At 63.5% G+C, this 16,298-nt stretch carries 13 protein-coding genes; 1 reads left to right on the top strand and 12 read right to left on the bottom strand.

What is annotated here, in order from left to right:
• Positions 1-68 precede the first annotated feature (68 nt).
• From Q9246_RS20325 to Q9246_RS20335, 3 genes are all read right to left on the bottom strand, one after another.
• Entirely contained in the window at positions 69-1,826 is a 1,758-nt protein-coding gene (locus Q9246_RS20325) for a M61 family metallopeptidase (RefSeq protein WP_306392548.1), read from the bottom strand.
• A gap of 93 nt (positions 1,827-1,919) precedes the next feature.
• Entirely contained in the window at positions 1,920-4,208 is a 2,289-nt protein-coding gene (locus Q9246_RS20330) for a TonB-dependent receptor (protein WP_306392550.1), read from the bottom strand.
• Positions 4,209-4,670: 462 nt separating this feature from the next.
• Positions 4,671-5,843 (bottom strand): aminotransferase class V-fold PLP-dependent enzyme, encoded by a 1,173-nt coding sequence (locus Q9246_RS20335; RefSeq protein ID WP_306392551.1) that lies wholly within the window; start codon positions 5,841-5,843, stop codon positions 4,671-4,673.
• Between the two features lie 266 nt (positions 5,844-6,109).
• Here Q9246_RS20335 and Q9246_RS20340 point away from each other — a divergent pair, with 266 nt between their 5' ends.
• The gene (locus Q9246_RS20340) at positions 6,110-6,604 is read left to right on the top strand and encodes a RidA family protein (RefSeq protein ID WP_306392553.1); all 495 of its coding nucleotides are present in this window, start codon (positions 6,110-6,112) and stop codon (positions 6,602-6,604) included.
• Positions 6,605-6,725: 121 nt separating this feature from the next.
• Here the strand turns inward: Q9246_RS20340 and Q9246_RS20345 are convergent, their stop codons facing one another.
• The 9 genes from Q9246_RS20345 to Q9246_RS20385 form a co-directional block, all read right to left on the bottom strand.
• Positions 6,726-7,439: a penicillin-insensitive murein endopeptidase gene (locus Q9246_RS20345; protein ID WP_306392555.1), complete on the bottom strand. Its 714-nt coding sequence runs from the start codon at positions 7,437-7,439 to the stop codon at positions 6,726-6,728.
• Positions 7,440-7,751: 312 nt separating this feature from the next.
• Entirely contained in the window at positions 7,752-8,846 is a 1,095-nt protein-coding gene (locus Q9246_RS20350; RefSeq protein WP_306392557.1) for an AAA family ATPase, read from the bottom strand.
• Positions 8,843-10,204: a phenylacetate--CoA ligase family protein gene (locus Q9246_RS20355; RefSeq protein WP_306392559.1), complete on the bottom strand. Its 1,362-nt coding sequence runs from the start codon at positions 10,202-10,204 to the stop codon at positions 8,843-8,845. Before Q9246_RS20355 ends, Q9246_RS20350 begins: the two co-directional genes overlap by 4 nt.
• Positions 10,201-10,785 (bottom strand): hypothetical protein, encoded by a 585-nt coding sequence (locus Q9246_RS20360; protein ID WP_306392561.1) that lies wholly within the window; start codon positions 10,783-10,785, stop codon positions 10,201-10,203. The genes Q9246_RS20355 and Q9246_RS20360 overlap by 4 nt, the downstream gene beginning before the upstream one ends.
• Positions 10,782-12,602 (bottom strand): VWA domain-containing protein, encoded by a 1,821-nt coding sequence (locus tag Q9246_RS20365; protein WP_306392563.1) that lies wholly within the window; start codon positions 12,600-12,602, stop codon positions 10,782-10,784. The genes Q9246_RS20360 and Q9246_RS20365 overlap by 4 nt, the downstream gene beginning before the upstream one ends.
• Positions 12,599-13,597, bottom strand: a complete 999-nt coding sequence (locus Q9246_RS20370) for a hypothetical protein (RefSeq protein ID WP_306392564.1) — start codon at positions 13,595-13,597, stop codon at positions 12,599-12,601. The genes Q9246_RS20365 and Q9246_RS20370 overlap by 4 nt, the downstream gene beginning before the upstream one ends.
• 2 nt (positions 13,598-13,599) lie before the next feature.
• Positions 13,600-15,099 (bottom strand): AAA family ATPase, encoded by a 1,500-nt coding sequence (locus Q9246_RS20375; protein ID WP_306392566.1) that lies wholly within the window; start codon positions 15,097-15,099, stop codon positions 13,600-13,602.
• Between the two features lie 469 nt (positions 15,100-15,568).
• On the bottom strand, positions 15,569-15,928 hold the full coding sequence (locus Q9246_RS20380; protein WP_306392568.1) for a HepT-like ribonuclease domain-containing protein: 360 nt from the start codon (positions 15,926-15,928) through the stop codon (positions 15,569-15,571).
• Positions 15,925-16,215, bottom strand: coding sequence for a nucleotidyltransferase family protein (locus Q9246_RS20385; protein WP_306392570.1), 291 nt, complete (start codon positions 16,213-16,215; stop codon positions 15,925-15,927). The genes Q9246_RS20380 and Q9246_RS20385 overlap by 4 nt, the downstream gene beginning before the upstream one ends.
• Positions 16,216-16,298 lie beyond the last annotated feature (83 nt).

Here is a 16,298-nt window from a genome sequence, read left to right on the forward strand (position 1 = left end):
CCGGATGCGCGCCGGGTTGTTTCGGTTGACGCGGCGCCAGCCGCGTGCGGACGATGGCGCCGCTCCGCTTACTGTCGTGCGCTGCACGTCGCCGACGTCATGACCCACTGCGGGGTCGGGACGGTCTCGCCACGCGGCAGATAGGTGATGTCCATCTCCTTGCCCCCTCGCGCGATACGAAGAGTCAGGGTGGCATGCTGGTCCGCCTGGATGCGATCCTGGGGAACCGGCTTGACGATGTCGTCGCCGTCGCGTATCCCGGCCTTGTCCGCGGCCGAGCCGGGCACCAGGCCACGAACGATGCGTCGCGGCCCGACCAGCACGTCCGGCGTAAAGCCGAGTTCATAGCGCCGCAGCGCCACTTCGGTGCTGCGAAAGCACGGCCCGAATGCCTCGGAGCGCAGCGCCAGCGGCTCGCCACGCATCATCGCCTCGAACTGGTGCCGGCCCTTGTCGCCGAGTTCCCCGACCACGGCGCTCACCCACGCATCCCGGGTCATGGGCTTGCCCTGGCGACGACGGTCGAGGAAGGCCAGCAACAGATCGTCGAGCGAGCGCTTGCCGCGCGATGCGCGCTGGATCTCGTCGTTCAGTTGGGCGAAGTACAGTGCGCCGCGGTCGTAGGGCAAGACGCGGATCCGCGTATCGGCCCAGAACCGCGCGGGGATGTCGGCGTTCGGTGTCGTGTTCAGCATATTGGTGTAATACCTGGCGGCGGTCGTGTTCAGGTCCGCCAGATACTCGGCGTGGCCGATCTGGCCCGCGCGTAGCGGCAGCAGGCGCTGGTAATACACCGCGACGCCTTCGGAGAACCAGCTGTCTTCCAGGGAGGCGGCGCCGTCGAGCGCACGCACGAAGGTGTGCACCATCTCGTGCGCCAGCGTCAGCTTGAAGTCGTCCACATCGGTATGCCGATCGAACGTGCCGACGAAGGAATTGGCGACTTCGACGCCGCCACCGGCATTGATCGGATTACTGCGAAGGAAAACGTTATAGGCGGCATTGGAGGTCTTGAAGAATGTCAGATAGCGGTCGTACAGCCGGTGGGTCCACTGCATCAACGCGCGCGCGTCGAATGGCGGCGCGCCCTGCCAGGCAGAGAAAAAACCGTCCGCCGCCGGCCGATCCGGCATGTGCCCGACCTGCCCGCCCATCACGAACACCGACTCCCATTCACGCGACGGTGCGGCCGACGGCGCCAGCTGGTTACCCACCCCCAGGGTCGACACACCCAGCGCAGTCGCGCCCAGGGCGCCGAGCTTCCAGTCCAGTTTCAGGCGGTAAGGACGATCGTCGTCCGGCAGCATGAAGAAGCTGCCCGACAGGCCTGAAAACACCGTCCCATCGCTACGCAGTTCGAATGGCGGCGCAGCACCCAGGGGATTGCTGGCGTTGGTGATGGGAACGCGGTAGCTCAGCTCGACCGGTCCTTGCACCGGCCGCGTGGCAACCCAGCGACGATACGGTTGTGGACCGGGAGGGTCATCCCGGACCGACAGGGTCAGCGGACCCTGGGCGTCGCGGACCTGCAGGCCTACCAGGCTGTCGGCCGACGTCTTCACATTGCTGATCACCAGGGGCATGCGTAGCAGGGGCGCTCCCGCCTGGATGGTGGCAGGCGGCATCCGCACCCCGACCGTCACTATCTCGACCGATTGCGTGTTCGTGACGGCATCGGCCGCCAGTTCGACGACGACGGTGCCTTCATGCTCCGGCGTCGCGGGTGAGCCGGACCGAGGATCGGCGTAGGCTGCGGGGCTGCCTACCAGCAGCGCAAACAGCATGCCGAGCAGTTGCTGGTTTCGCTTCGAAGATAAGGAAATCATGGTCGTCCGTTCGTCCTGTTGCCGCGTCCGGGTCGATCGAAGGCGGTTGATGCTGGATCGAGAAGGGAGTGCCGTGACAGGCACTCCCGGCGTTCAGAACCAGTACGTCGCAGAAGCGCCGACAGTCCGTGGTTGAATCACCAGCAGGCCATACGAGCTCACGCCGGTGGTCACGTTCTGCGGGGTCGCACTGAGATACCCCCGCGCATTCGTCAGGTTCTTCACGTACAGATTGAAGTTCCAGTTCGATGAACGGATTCCCGCATGCAGGTTCGCCGTGGTGTAGGAATCGAGATTGAAACGCCTGGCGGCAGCCGATGCCGTAAAGTTGGACAGGCGATCGCCGACGTAGCTCACCCCGCCGCCGATCTCGCCGGTCAGGGTCTCGGTCAAGGGGAAGGAATAATCGGCGGCCAGCGTGCCGGACCACGAGGGCGAGAACGGCAAGCGGTCGCCGGAATTGCCGTAGGTGCCGTTCGGTGTCGGGCTGGTCAACACGGCATGCGTGTAGCTGGTATTGGCCGTGAAGTTCAAGTTGCGGATCGGACGCCATTTCAGCGTCACTTCCGCGCCTTCGCTCTTGGCGCTGCTGGTGTTGATGGTATAGCTGGCCGACGACGCCGGCGAAATGGTCTTGAGTTGGATGCCGCTCCAGTCGATATGGAACAACGAAGCGTCGAGCGCCACGGTGCGATTGGCGAAGTCCCCTTTCACACCCCATTCATAACTTTTCAGCGAGTCCGATCCATACTGGCTCGGGAAGCGGCCGGCATCGAGCGGCAGGAGCGTATTGACGCCGCCCGCGCGATAACCGGTGGCCGCGCGCAGATAGGTCATCAGGTTCGGGTTCAAGCGCCAGCGTGGGCTGAGGCTGTACGTCCATTTGTTGTTGCGCGCCCCGCTCTCGGTGCTCGAACTGCCGCCGGCGAGCGGTCCAGAAACGTTGCTGCTGAACTCCTGGCGCACTTTGCTGTAGCGACCGCCGACCTGGACGTCGAACTGGGGCGTGAACGCATAGGTGACGGTGCCGAACAATGCCGATTCCTTGTATTGGGAAGGCGTATCGGCATCGTACAAGTTGCCAGAAGGCAGTCCGACACCCGACACCGGATCCACCGCGCGCAGCCCCTGGAAGCCCGAGGCATGTTCGTTGGTGAAGAACGCCCCTGCCAGCCAGCTCAACTGCCTGCCATCGTCAGGCGACGACAGGCGCAACTCCTGTGCGAACTTGCCGACGCCGGCATTATTGAGGATGGCGACACCGGCGTTGGCCACGCCAAGAATACTTCTGGCAGCCCCGCCGAAGGTGCCCGACACATCCTGCGGACCGATCAGCTCGTATTTATTGTAGCTCGTGATCGAATTGAAGTCCGCCCACCCCAGGTCACCCTCGAGCTCCAGCGTGTACAGGCGCGTACTGGTATCCGAACCGTCGGTCCCGGGAAGCCGCTTGTGCTGGTACTGCCCGAACACTGGCGTATAGCTGTTGGGGAGCATATCCACGCGTGCCGAACTGCCGGTCGAATGGCTCTGATCCATGGCCGACGCACGCACGGTGAACTGCTCGGAAAGCTTCCACAATGCCGAAACGCGCACGCCATCGGCATCGCCCTCGTTGACCTCCTTCCTTTGCTGTCCTGGGTCATTGATGAATCCCGGATCCCTGCGTTTGAAGGCGCTGATGCGCAAGGCAAGCTTATCCTTGATCACCGGCAGATTGACGGCCGCGCGCGTCACATAGCCGTTGCCGCCGTGATCGGTGCTCGACACGCCGGCCTGCACGCGCCCGCTGACTTCCTGCAGATCCGGCTGGACCATCACGTACTTGATCAGGCCGCCCATGCTGCTGGCGCCGTACAGCGTGCCTTGCGGCCCGCGCAGCACCTCGATATGGTCGATGTCGAAAGGGTCGAGATCGGAAATCGAATAATCCATGGTGGACGACCCGTACGGCACATCATCGATGCTCACCCCCACGGTAGGATTGAGGCCCTCGCCTGCGGAGACGCCGCGCACCACCAGCGTAGTGCGACCGGAGCCGCGATCGTTCACGCTCAAGCTGGGCACGGTCGCGAAGAAATCGTTGATGCTCGCCTGTCCGGTCTTGAGCATGCTGCCAGACTCGAGCACGGACATCGACATGGGCACGTTTTGCTGGGAATCGGATCTTTTCTGGGCAGTCACGGTGACGGTGCGGATGCCTTCGCCCTGGCCCTCTGCTACCGCATTGGTGGTGCCCGGACTGCTCTCCAGCGGTGCTGTCTGTGCCTGCGCCGACGAGCCAAAGGTAAGCAAGGTACTTGCTGCCGCGCCAAACAGGGCAGCGCGAACTGCCCCGGCAAGCTTGGTGGAACGCATTGAATGACCGTGTACGTGCTTCATTGACTCTCCATTCCCTCGAAGTTGATTTGGTAGGACTACGACTCGGATGAATCCCATCTGCCAGCGGCCACACTCCAGCATCGAGCCACGGCCGCATATTTCTCTTGCTCGTACTGACGTCGGCGTCGAATCCAGTCTTGCCTTCATGAAGACCGGCCCACGCAGCCAGAAAATCGCGATCGTCGATGGCGCCGCGAGCGATTCGCAAAATTCAACGAACAGTTAGTAAGTCCACATTATGTTGATTTATGACATTTGTCAACAAACTATGGAAGGTTCGATGGGCGCGTGCGGGCTAATGTTGCAAAGCTGTGACGGCGCAGCTGATTTACCGGGCGGCGCACTGCAGGATAAATAGCGCGTGCCGTCCCGGCGCGCTGCGACAGGCAGCGCGCTGACGGACAATCGCTATCTACCCGCGCGCCTGCGGCCGGCGACGTGGCGCCGCAAGCCTGGTGCAGACTAACGCCTGACGAATCTGGCGAGCAGGTCCACCAGGAATTCGATGTCGTCCATCGAGTTGAACATGGAAGGCGAAACACGAAATCGATGCTGATAGAGCTGGATCTGGATGCCGGCAGCGTCGAGTAGCGGCTTGAGCGCCATGGCGTTCTCGAGCGCGAAGCTGACGATCGGTCCGTTGCTCGCGTATGGCGTCAGCGCCTGGAATCCCAGGGAAGCAAGCGCATCCTGGAGTCGCACCACCATCGTCCGCCGGTATGCCTGCAACGTCGCGACGCCAGTCTCGAGCAAATAGCCCAGGGAGACTTTCAGCGCGGCGACCGCAGCACTCCCCGAGGTGCCGACTTCGAACAAGGCGGAAGCATCAGCGCCGGCGACGAAACTGACCGGATGGTCGTGGGGCGACTCATGCGGAAGGAAGTGGGTGTCGAAGCTGAGCAACTGGCGGTAGCCGCGCTGGGGCCTGCGCAATGCGCCGATGTGATCGCTGCGGACGTAGAGAAATCCTACGCCGAAGTCGCCCATGAGCCACTTGTAGGTGGAACAGGCACAGAAATCCACGCCCGACGCGCGTACATCGATCGGCACGGCGCCGGCCGCCTGGATGATGTCGGCGTAGACTGGCACGCCGCGCGCATGTGCCGCGGCGCAGACCGCCGCCAGGTCGTGCTCAAAACCATTCAGGGCCGACACCTGCGACAGGGCCACCAGTTTGGTGTTCGGACGAATTGCCTGGTCGATCCGCTCCGGACTGATTTCATTGTCCTGCAATGGAAGGACGGTCACTTCGACCCCCTCTTGCTGCAATGACTGGTAGAGGTAGAGCGAACCCTGGAAATGCGCCGCATCCGTCACGATATGCGCCCCTTTTTCAGGAAGGCCCAGTCCGGCAAGGACAAGATTTTCGCCAATCATCGTACTGCCGACCCAGGCCAGTTCGCCTGCCTCGCAATTGATGAGGCGGGCAAACAGCGCCTTGGCATCGTTGCGTTCATCGGCGATGGCGTCACCGACCGCCGTGCCGCTGCGCAGGCGTTCGGCCAGATAGCGCTTGACGGCATCTGCCGACGCAGTGCTCATCGGATGGATCGCGGCGGAGTTCAGGTAGACGCCGTCGATCTGGAATCGCTCACGGTGCGGCAAATCATGCATCAATTGACCTTGCTGGGACATGTGGTCTCACTAGGGATGGGATCGATCCGCACTGCCCGCCCGGTCATGATGGTCGACCGTCAGGCACGGTCGGCGAGACCGAAACGGACTGTCCGGGTAATATACATCGCTCGTCTACAAAATGCCAGAGTTTAAACACTACGTTGAAATCACGCCACGAGCCGCCCTCTGCGCAGCCGCATTTATCGATTTCAAATTCTAAACAAATCGTTTAGAGTTGGAACACATTGTGCAAATCATCTTACATTGAAATGGAGACAGATCGGATGACGTCAGCCGAACAGAGGATCAAAGAATTGGGCCTGGCGCTGCCCACCGCACTGGCGGCAGCCGCGAACTATGCACCGTTCGTCCGGACCGGCCGACTCGTCTATGTGTCGGGACAAGGACCTATCCGCGATGGCAAGGTCCTGGTGACAGGAACAGTCGGCGCCGACGTGAGCGAAGACGAGGCTTACGAGGGCGCCCGTCTTGCCGTCATCAATTCGCTTGGCGTCCTGCGCGATTGCCTCGGCACGCTCGATGCGGTCAGCCGCATCATCAAGCTGACAGTCTGGGTCAAGAGCGCCCCGGGATTCCAGCGCCAGCATCTGGTTGCCAACGGCGCTTCCGACCTCCTGGTCGAGATCTTTGGAGACCGGGCAATGCATGCGCGCAGCGCAGTATCCACGAACGAGCTGCCGCTCGGTATCGCGGTCGAACTGGAGATGATTGCCGAGACCTTCGATGAGATGCCGCCGCTTGCGTACCCCTCGCAGTAGCAACGCGTTTTTTGAGCTCCGCCGCTGCTGAATCGGGATGGGGTTGGCCCGCGCTTTATCGCCGGCCGCGCGACACGCCCCGATGCACCCTTCCCAGAAGCTCGATCAGACCAGGATTGCGTCACCGGCGGCGTGTGCGCTTCAGTTCATTGAGCGGCGAGCATTGCAAGCCGATATCGACGTGGTAGTGTTCGTCGTGCCTGATCCAGACTTTTTTCCACACCCAGCGAAGGTGGTGCAGGGTGCGTCCGCGCTCGGTGGCCAGAACCCTGCGCGCCAGGGGCGGATCCAGGATCACGCGCGCGATTTCCAATCCGTGCCGACGTGCTGCTTCGCGGAGGTGGTGCAGATGCTCGGCGATGGCTATCGCGTCGATGTCGAGATCGCCCAGTCTCCCCTGCGCGTCGAGCTCGACGTCATAGCCGAATTTGTTCAGCGGAGTCCTTGGCAGCATTACGCTGCGTCCGTCCGCGCCGCGGAGCGGCACCATGAAGTCGATCGATCCGCCATTCTGATGCGTCCTGTGCGGTGGGAATGGGCCGCCCTCCTGTAGACCGGTTTCACCATAGACGAAGCGTACCCCGGGAGCAGCTTGCACAAGCGCGGCATAGGTCTCGAGCATGATCGCGCCAACTGTCGGGTGCACGAAGGTGCGTCCCAGCGATACCCCTAGTGCCGTGTAGGCTTCAAAATTGGGGCCTGCTACTGGCAACGCCGTAGCCCCGACTACGGCGCCATGTGCCGGCGTGCCGTAGCAGCCAGCCATTGGCGGCGCGGTAGCCGCAGCGGTCGGAGTGGCGGCAAGCGCGACGAGAAGTGGTAAGGTTACAAGCATCTGGTGTCCAGGCTGGGGGGAAAACGGCAGTGGCGCGCCAGCGTGCTGTCAGGATCCCTTCGTTCTTATCGCTCACTTTCCTGGCAAGCATGCATGGCCAGCCATAGGGTACCTGCTCCGCCCTGTTTTCGCATTGCGCGAACACATGCAACGCTGGCTATCGGGGCATTGAATTGGTGACCATCCGCCAGCATAAGGCCGAATGGAGGCTGGCATACCAAACTGATCAATCAGTCCCTGTTAATCAACAGCGCAACTGGCTGCCACGGTCAGCGCGATGAATCATTCCCCTGCGCGATACGCCCTCCACCTCTACCGGCCAGCGCCAGGGTTCAATATTCCGCATACAGCATCCACCCGCTGCGCAAGTGGTCCGTCGAGCACCATAAACGGCACGCCCCGCGCTTCCAGCACGCTGCAATACCATCGATGCTGGCGCTGACGGAATCCGGCGTCGCGCCGGGTCCCATCCTGTACGAACGGGAAATCGGGCGCACACACGAAGCTGTATGCATACGGCTGATCCGCCAGGCGCCGCACAACGGGATCGACTCGCCCGAATCCGTCCAGGCTGTAGAACACGGTGGTGAGCGCGCTGCCGTCACAGACGAGCCATTGCCTGGCTTGCCTGGCAAGGACATCCTCGCGCGTTGCCTGTCCTTCCGCGATCAGGCGCATGTCCGCGTAGCCCAAAGCACCGCCGCGCTCCTCCCAGTGTTCACGCCCTACTTCCGGCACCCATTGGGTGTCCAGGCGCTCCGCAAGCGCCCTTGCGAGCGTCGTCTTGCCACTCGACTCACCGCCGAGCAGGCAGATGCGCTCAACGAAGCTGGCGTACACCGCCGGATGCATGAACTGGCGATGCAGATGCGGATTGTCACGGATGCGGGTCCCCGAGATCGGCACCGCGGCGCGCGCAAGATCAACCTGGACATGCCGCACCGGCGCGCTGCCGGGAAAGCGTTCACTGAAATATTCCGACAGCGCCAATGCAAAGCCATCCCCATAATCCTCGCTCGTGAAGACGGCATCCACGCTCGTCTCGCAGATCGCCTCGCACAGCCATGCCGTGAATTCACGGTGCACGGCTGCGTCCTCGTCGTTGTGCGGGAGAGTGCGCGGGCGCAGGCCACGGCTGGCGCACAGCTCGCCGAGCGATGCATCGTCGATGACCAGCGAGCGTACGCCGGGAAACAGCTCGCGCAGCCATGCCTCCCGCCTGGCCGACCCCAGCCCCGTGAACTCGGGTTTGGTATAGCTGATCACCAGCACCTCTTCGCAGGCGTCGATGGCGGTCTGGATGAGGTGCATGTGGCCGAGGTGCAGCGGGCAGAACTTCCCGACCACCAGGGCGCGCCGGTGACGCGTGCGCGACGCGGACACGCCGACATTCCGGTCCATGTTCATGAATGGGCTCCTTCCAGGTCCGACGTGTACTGCAGGGTTTTGCCGTCCGCTTGCAAGACCTCCACCGTTACTTCCCGTTCCCCGAACAGCGGCGCCAGCGCCGCCCGCGCCGCGTCCGCATATGCCATCGCGTCCGGAGCAAGGCGCAGCACCACGCTGGCGTCGGCGCCCTGGTGCACGTGGAAGTGCGAGATCGGGAACGGCAGCAGCGCATGGGTCACGTCGATGTTGTTGATCCACGCGCCGCGCGCAAGGTAGCGCACCGGCCGCCGGCCCGACAGGCCGACCAGCACCGGTCCCTGGTCGCTGAACCGCAGTGCGGCGACATCGCCGGTGCGGTAGCGCAGCAGCGGCAGGCAGAAATTGAAACCTCCGGTCACGGTAATCTCGCCTGGCTCTCCGGCCGGGACCGGACGGCCGTCGCAGTCCAGGAGCTCAACATATAGCCTCGGCTGCAGCAGCAGGTGACCACCCAGGGCCGCGTCGAACACCCCGACCGGGCCGACCTCGTTGAGCGAGTAGATATCCAGCACAGGACAGCCGAAGCGCAGCTCGAGCTTCTCGCGCAGGCCAGGAAGCAGGGTCATGGACACCGAGATCAATGCCCGTGGAGCCCTGGTCAACGGCAGCGTCAGGTACTGCGCAAACGAGATCGGATCGCCGGCCACGATCTCTGGCGCCAGCGCATCGAGATAGCGCGCCCGGTCGTCCGGATGCCTCCAGTCGTTCGGATGCAGGTTCAACTTGGCCAGTCCCGATTCGCCCATGGTCGGCGAGACCGACACATAGGTAAAGCACTGCCTCTGGTAACCCAGCAGGACCACACCTACCTGCCCGCTCCCATGGCGCGGTTCGACGCCGACGCGGCGTAGGGCGCGCTTGTGATAAGCCGCATAGCGCGCCGCCACGAGCGGATGGGATGGCAATATCAAGGGATGGCCAGTGGTGCCGGTGGTACGGAAGTTGATCATCCGATCCAGTGGCACCGCGTCCGGCACGAACTGCGCAATGTCCGCCGCCAGATCGGCACGAGAGACCGGCGCCACGTCCTCCAGGGCACGCGGCGGCGAACCGAGCGTACGGTAATGCGGCACCTGCGCGAACACGTCCCGGGCAAAGGGCCGGACCCAATCCGGGACCACGCCCGGCAGCCATCCCACCGAGGCGTCGGCGATCTCGCGCTCATGGGCGCGCTGAGCCTCCACCTCATGCGCCAGCAGGCGATTGCCGCTCTGGTTACGGTAGATGGGTGCGCAGGGATGGCCGAGCATGAAGTCCAGCATCCGCTGGCCGGCCGCACCGAGTGTGGGAAAGCGTTCGCGGTGCAGCGGATCGTCATCGAGCGCCTCCTGGATCATTCGCGTGTCCACTTGTCGGCCGATTCCTCCGCGGCCTTCCGGGCCAGCGCTTTCCGGATCTGGCGCGCGCGCTGTTCCGCTGCCCGGCTGGCTTCCAGGAGCCGCCGCCTCTCGCTCGCGCTGATCGCCGCCAAGCGGTCCGTGGCCTGGGCGACCGTCTCTCCGGTTGGCCGGTAGCCGAACCTGGCGAGCATCGACCGCACCAGTTCCTCGCGCCGTTCGGCGTCGCTTGTAAAACGGTGCGCGGGCGTCGCAGCTGCCATTTCCGCGGCCACCTCGGCCAGGGTCTGGACCAGTGCCGCCGCATCGAGGCGCTGCGCCAGGAACCACGGATCGGCCAGCAGCCACGTGCCGATCATGGCAACCGCGAGACGGTTCCGGTCGCCACGCGCGCTGTCGCCCTCGAAACGGTGGAGCCCGTCGAGCATTGCGCGCCCTCCGTGCATGGCGGCCAGGTCGTTGACGAGGGCCGCCACGGCTACCCGGCCGGCGCCGGCGACACGTGGCTCGTCCAAGAAATCCTGCGGCGTGTCGGCCAGCCGGCGGATCAGCGCTTCCAGGCTCGGTCCAGGGAGATTCATGGTCGCTTTCCGGGTTCGACAACAGGCGGCCGCCGTGCGGCGCCGTAATGACGCCGGCTGAAAGCACGCGCGAAGTCGACCAGCTGCGCCATGTCGGCCACCGCATGGATCTCCCAGCCCTGCTCATCGCCGGCGCGCAGCAGGTCGCGCACATAATGACAACCGGGGTGCGGATCCCAAGCCCAGTGCGGATCGAGGTTCAGCGCCATCGTCCCTCCTGCCGCGCCATTGCGCAGGGCACGGGCCGCGACGTCCCAGCCGCTGTTGCCTTGCTCGTCCTGCTCGAACATCGTGGTGATGCCGTCGTCGGAAATCATCAGGATGCGCACCGGCCGCCCCAACGCTTGCTTCTCGCCATACGTGTCGCGTAGCCGGTCGATGGGAAAGCAGGTTGCGCCGCCGAAGAATCCCGTCATGACACGCAGGACCTCGTCGCCGTACCTGACGAAGCCGTTCGTGCCCTGCACCTGGTTCTTGCCACTCCACAGCGTCGCCTGCACCGCCGCGCCCGCGCGCAGGGCGGACAGTGCGATGATGGCGCCGGCCAGTGCCAGGTAGGAAACCTTCTGCTGCGGGTTGGGCATTGATCCCGAGCTGTCCACATAGATGTCGAGATCGACCGGCACCTGTTCGCGCTCGCTGCCCGCATCGCGTTCGAGATGGCGACGTACGGTGGTCAACCCCGGAATCGGGATCGGGCTGAGGGCAATGCTGTGCAACCAGTCGATGTCGTCGATGGACTCGCCGATCTCCCAGGGTTCGACTCCGGCCGGCTGCGGCTCGACCTCGCGCGCCACAGTCTTCGCAGGCAGCGCCACCAGATGCGGCAATGCGCGTTCGCGATAGTAGCGCACGGCGATCTCGTGGTCGTCGAGCGCAATGCCGGCCGCCTTCAGGATCTCGCCATACTCGAAAGGCTCTCGGGCCTGCCCAGTCGACTGCCTCGCAGGGTCTAGCCCGGGTTCCGGCACGACCACGTCTTCGCCGGTAACGCGCGGGTCGTGGACTGGATGTGGCGCTCCAACCAGCTCGTCGGGCTCGACATCGTGCACGGCACCTGGCGTGCATCCGGCGGCCGCGTCGCCCGTGTCGTGCAGCGGCCGCAGTGGATCGAGCGCCCCCGCATCGTCCACCAGATACGGGAGCACCAGCGCCGCGAAGCGACCTGCGCCAGCCATCGACTCCGTCGCGTAAGCCCGGATCAGGCGCGCGCCGAGCCACGCGTCGGTGTCGATCGCATCGGTGATCGCAGCGCCCGCCAAACTGCCCTTGTCGAGCTTCCATAGCTGTTCGTAGATGCGCATGTAGAGCGTCCACAGCGAGCTTGCCGGAGCCTGCCTGGCCCGCAGCTGCCGATGGCGCTCCAGGGCACGATAGATCTCGGCCATACGCAGGCCAGCCTGGCGCTGCAGGCGATCGTTGATGCACAGGTCGGTGTACAGATTGGCGATCATGGGCGCCTGCCGCTCCAGGCTCGGCAGGGCACGCCTGATGCGCGCCAGCATCCTCAGATGATCGGTCGCGTTGCCCGGCGCCAGGACATGGTGACCGATCTCATGGGCGAGGATCTCGACGGCGTAGTCCTGCAGTCCGTATGCGGCTACTGCTTGCAGGTCGATCACCACCCGCTGGTCGAGCAGGCGGATCATGGCGAAGCTGCCTTTCAGTCCTTCCTGCGCCGCTTCCAGCGAGCTGCGGCAGAGACGCGCATCGTGCAGGCGGGTGTAGCGGCTCCAGGCCGCCAGGGCCTGTGGCCACGCCGTGCGCCATTCATACAGCAGCGCATCGGGGACGGACGGCCGTCGCTGCGCCCTCATCTCTCACCCCGCGCCAACAGGCGGATCGTATGCGTGTACGGGGACGCAATCGCAATCGTGGCGGCGGTGGCGCACACTACGAGGCCGGGCTCTGGTACATCGAGCTCGATTCGCCGGGATCCAACGAGCAGCACGCCGTCACGTACCTTGTAGGCGCAGCGCGGCGCATCGACGCTGGCGAACGCGAATTCTTCTGCGTCCGCCGGCCGCAGTACGGCGCCGTAGGTATCGGCGACGAGCAGGCAGTGCCGATCGCCGGACTTCACGAGAAACGCTTCGCCGGCCGCGAGGATCTCGGGCGGCATGGCGAACGGCCCTCCGAATCCGCTGAAGCCGCCCACCCGGCGCTCGCGCATCGCGTGCGGGTCGCCGCCGCTCCACCATGGATCATGCTCGGCGTCCTGCCGGAAGGCCTGCCACCCGCTCCAGGCGAGGGCGCCGAACGCGCGCAGTGCCAGGCCTTCGGGCAAGGCCGCCGCGGCGGCCATCGCGCCGTCGCGGAAGTGGGCCGCGCCTGCACGCCAGGCCAGTACCTGTCCGGCGACCCGCAACTGCTCCACCGATTGCAGATGCGGCGCAAGCAAGGCCAGTTCATCGGTCCACTGGCCGACCCGTGCCCCGCCTATCCCCTCGAGATGAATGATAGCGTTGCTGAGCAGTCCCAGTACGGTTGCGGGCTGCGCCGCGATCAAGCCCGCCAGATGCGGGAACAGGCTGCGCCAGGCCTCACCCAGCGCCGGGCTGCGTGCGGATGGGCCTACCAGCGCGCGGCCTGCAAGTTCGAGGGCAACGTCGTAGCCCGCCGAGACGACGGCGGACAGGCGGGAACGGTCCAGCTGGTCGACGGCCACCACCACGGGGTCGACGCCTTCCTTCAGGAACCACAGAAACGTATCGGCACGGAACGCCGGGAATCTGCGCTCCGTTTCGCGGACACGGTCATTGAAGCTGCTCCGCCCTGCCGCCAGCACGTCGGCGAATGCTCGGGAAACCATGGCTATTGCGCGCGCAGCCAGGCGAGATAGTTGGTGTAGCGCTGATGCAGGTACTTCAGCTTGAGCAGGTCGTCATACAGGTGTCCGTACAGCTTGCGGCCGCGAACCAGTTGTCCAATCAGCTTTTCGATGCGTACCAGGCGCGCCCGCGTATCGCCCTCGCCGACGCCCTCCAGCCCGAGCGCGAATTGCTGCGCCAGCTCGCCGACGGCATCCGTGCGGTCGAGGTCCAGGCGCAAGTACTCGTCGTTTGCCAGGTCGAACAGCCGCCGCAGCCAGCTGACCCGATCGGTGCGGTAGGGAGCGTTCTCGGGCAATGCGAAGAACGGCGCGTCGGGATCGGGCTGCAGCTTGTCATGCAGCACGAAGGGCAGCACCTGGCGCAGGTCCTCGAGCTCGACCTGCGTATTGCCACGAAAGTAAGCCAGGGCCTTCGCGTAGAGCAGCAAGGTCATGAGATTGCGCACCGACAGGCCGTTGCGGGTCTGGCAGCCGAGGTCCTTGACACGGTCGCGCCCATTGTCGGCCGCCGCCAGCTCGTGCCAGGCGATGCCCGACAGGCGGGCCGTATCCTTCGTCATGTATTCGAGCTGTCCGCCGGCCATCTCGGCAAGTTCGAACTGGCTGGCGAAGAACTCGAGCCGACGCCGCAAGCCCTCGGGGACCTCGACGGCGCGGATCGTCTTGCCCATTTCGTCAACCTCGTCGGCAGTAAAGACCAGTTCGGGCGGCATCAGCTCTTCCGGCCGGACATCTTCCTCGATCCGTACCAGCAGCTCTTGCAAGAAGCGCGGGTTGAACGCCAGGGCCTGGACGATGACGTCGATCCGGTCGCGCAAGGCCTCGATCACCTGATAGGTACCACCACCCTGCTCGTCGTTGGCAGTCAGGAACCATGCCGATTCCGGGCACTCGAAGACTTGGTTCAGCACTTCGGCATAGTTATCGCCCATGACGGTCAGCAGCGCGCTCTGGGTGCGGGTCGGAATCCGATTGTATTCGTCGACAATCTTCACCCGCATCGACAGCCACGAGCGCCAGGCGATACGGATCTCGGCCATGTCCCTGGCATTGATCAGGTCCGCCGGCAGAGGATTACCCAGCAGGTCGGCGATCGTCATCTGCGGATGGCCATGCTGCATCGCGCGCCGCACCTCGCGTACGCTGGCGCCGGCGAGCACGCCCATCAGGATTGCGCTGGCCGTCTTGCCGCGCCCGGGTCCGCCAATGAACAGGCATTTGCGACGAGTCGCGAACGTCAGCAGCGGCAGCAGCACATAGCTCGAGTAGCTCTGCCCGGACGGCAGGCTCAATATCCGCTTGCTGTCGCCGACGTTGAAGCTCAGTGCCGGGCCGTCGTTGTACTCGATGTCGTAATGCGGACTGATGATTGCCTTGTTGACGATCCAGAAGTAGGCCTGGCGTAGCTTTTCGTCGAGTTGGGGCTTGTCCGGCTCGAGTTCGGCACCGGCGCCTACCGGTCCACGGTAGAGGTCTGCCACATCGAATTCGCGCTGCCTGACGGCAGCCCGTGGGTTTGTCGGCGCGAGGGACACTTTGCGGAAAAAGTCGAAAGCCATCATTGCGTCTGCCGTTGGGATGCACAAGATTTTAAGATGCTATCGAATTCCTTTCATAAGGGCAATGTAGAGCAGCTATCGTTCCAAGTACATCAATTCGGAGCACCCACGCCCACGCTTCGATAGTGGCTGGTCAGGCTCGACCGAACCGATTGTCAGTCTGGGCAGCTCCATGGCAACGTTTACCGGATCAACTTCGGTCGTGAAAAAGCTCGCCGAAGCGAGCTTTTTAAAAAATGCACAAATAATTCCTCAAGAAAATTTCACTGCCAATCAATTATGAACATGCCAGCCAATCCACGATTTGTTGTTATTTCTGGCGGCTAGAAAGATTCGATACCATATCGAGTACCGTGCACGACGAACGTTCTTGCCGTGCTATTCGCACCACCTAGTCGAAACTGGCGATGACCTGCTTCACCTGCCCATGCAACACCGGCAAATTTGCGTGGATCGTCTTCCATACGATCTCGTGGTCGACCTTGAAATAGCCATGTGCAAGAGCATTGCGCATCTGATAAGCGAAAGCCAAGGGCAATTCGGGACGCGCTGCCGCGAAATCGGGATAATGTTTCTGGATGTTGTTACTGGCTTCGCCGAGAATTTCCAGATTTCTAATGACCGCATCCTGTATTAGTTCGTTTTGCAGGAAAGCGATTTCGTCCATGCCCCCGGTATAGCGGTCGATTCTCTCGATTGCCTCCAGAATGTGCGTTAGATAATCGACCAAGCGCTGCCGATCCTTGCTCATACTGGCACAGCTTGTGCAAGCACGGTTGCCCGGAATGTCTCTGGCAGAGCCTTCGGCGTCAGTACGTCGACTGGTACTCCAAGCAATTCCAGGAGTTTGTGTCGGATCGCCCCGATGTCGAACAGTGTGGTTTCAGGCGTCGGGTCGACGAGCAGATCCAGGTCACTCTCGTCGGTATCGCAGCCCTGAACCACAGAGCCGAATACGCGAGGATTGCAGGCACGATGTTGCGCCACAATCGTGCGAATAGATTCCCGGTGTGCGTGTAAGGCGATAGATGGTTTCATGGCAACGGTCCGCGTAGTTCGGAGATGTTGGAAAGATTGTACCATCGTGAGTACATCGCCCAAGGTTGCGTAGGCCGCCATCC

The organism is Telluria beijingensis, assembly GCF_030770395.1.
GTDB lineage: Bacteria > Pseudomonadota > Gammaproteobacteria > Burkholderiales > Burkholderiaceae_D > Telluria > Telluria beijingensis.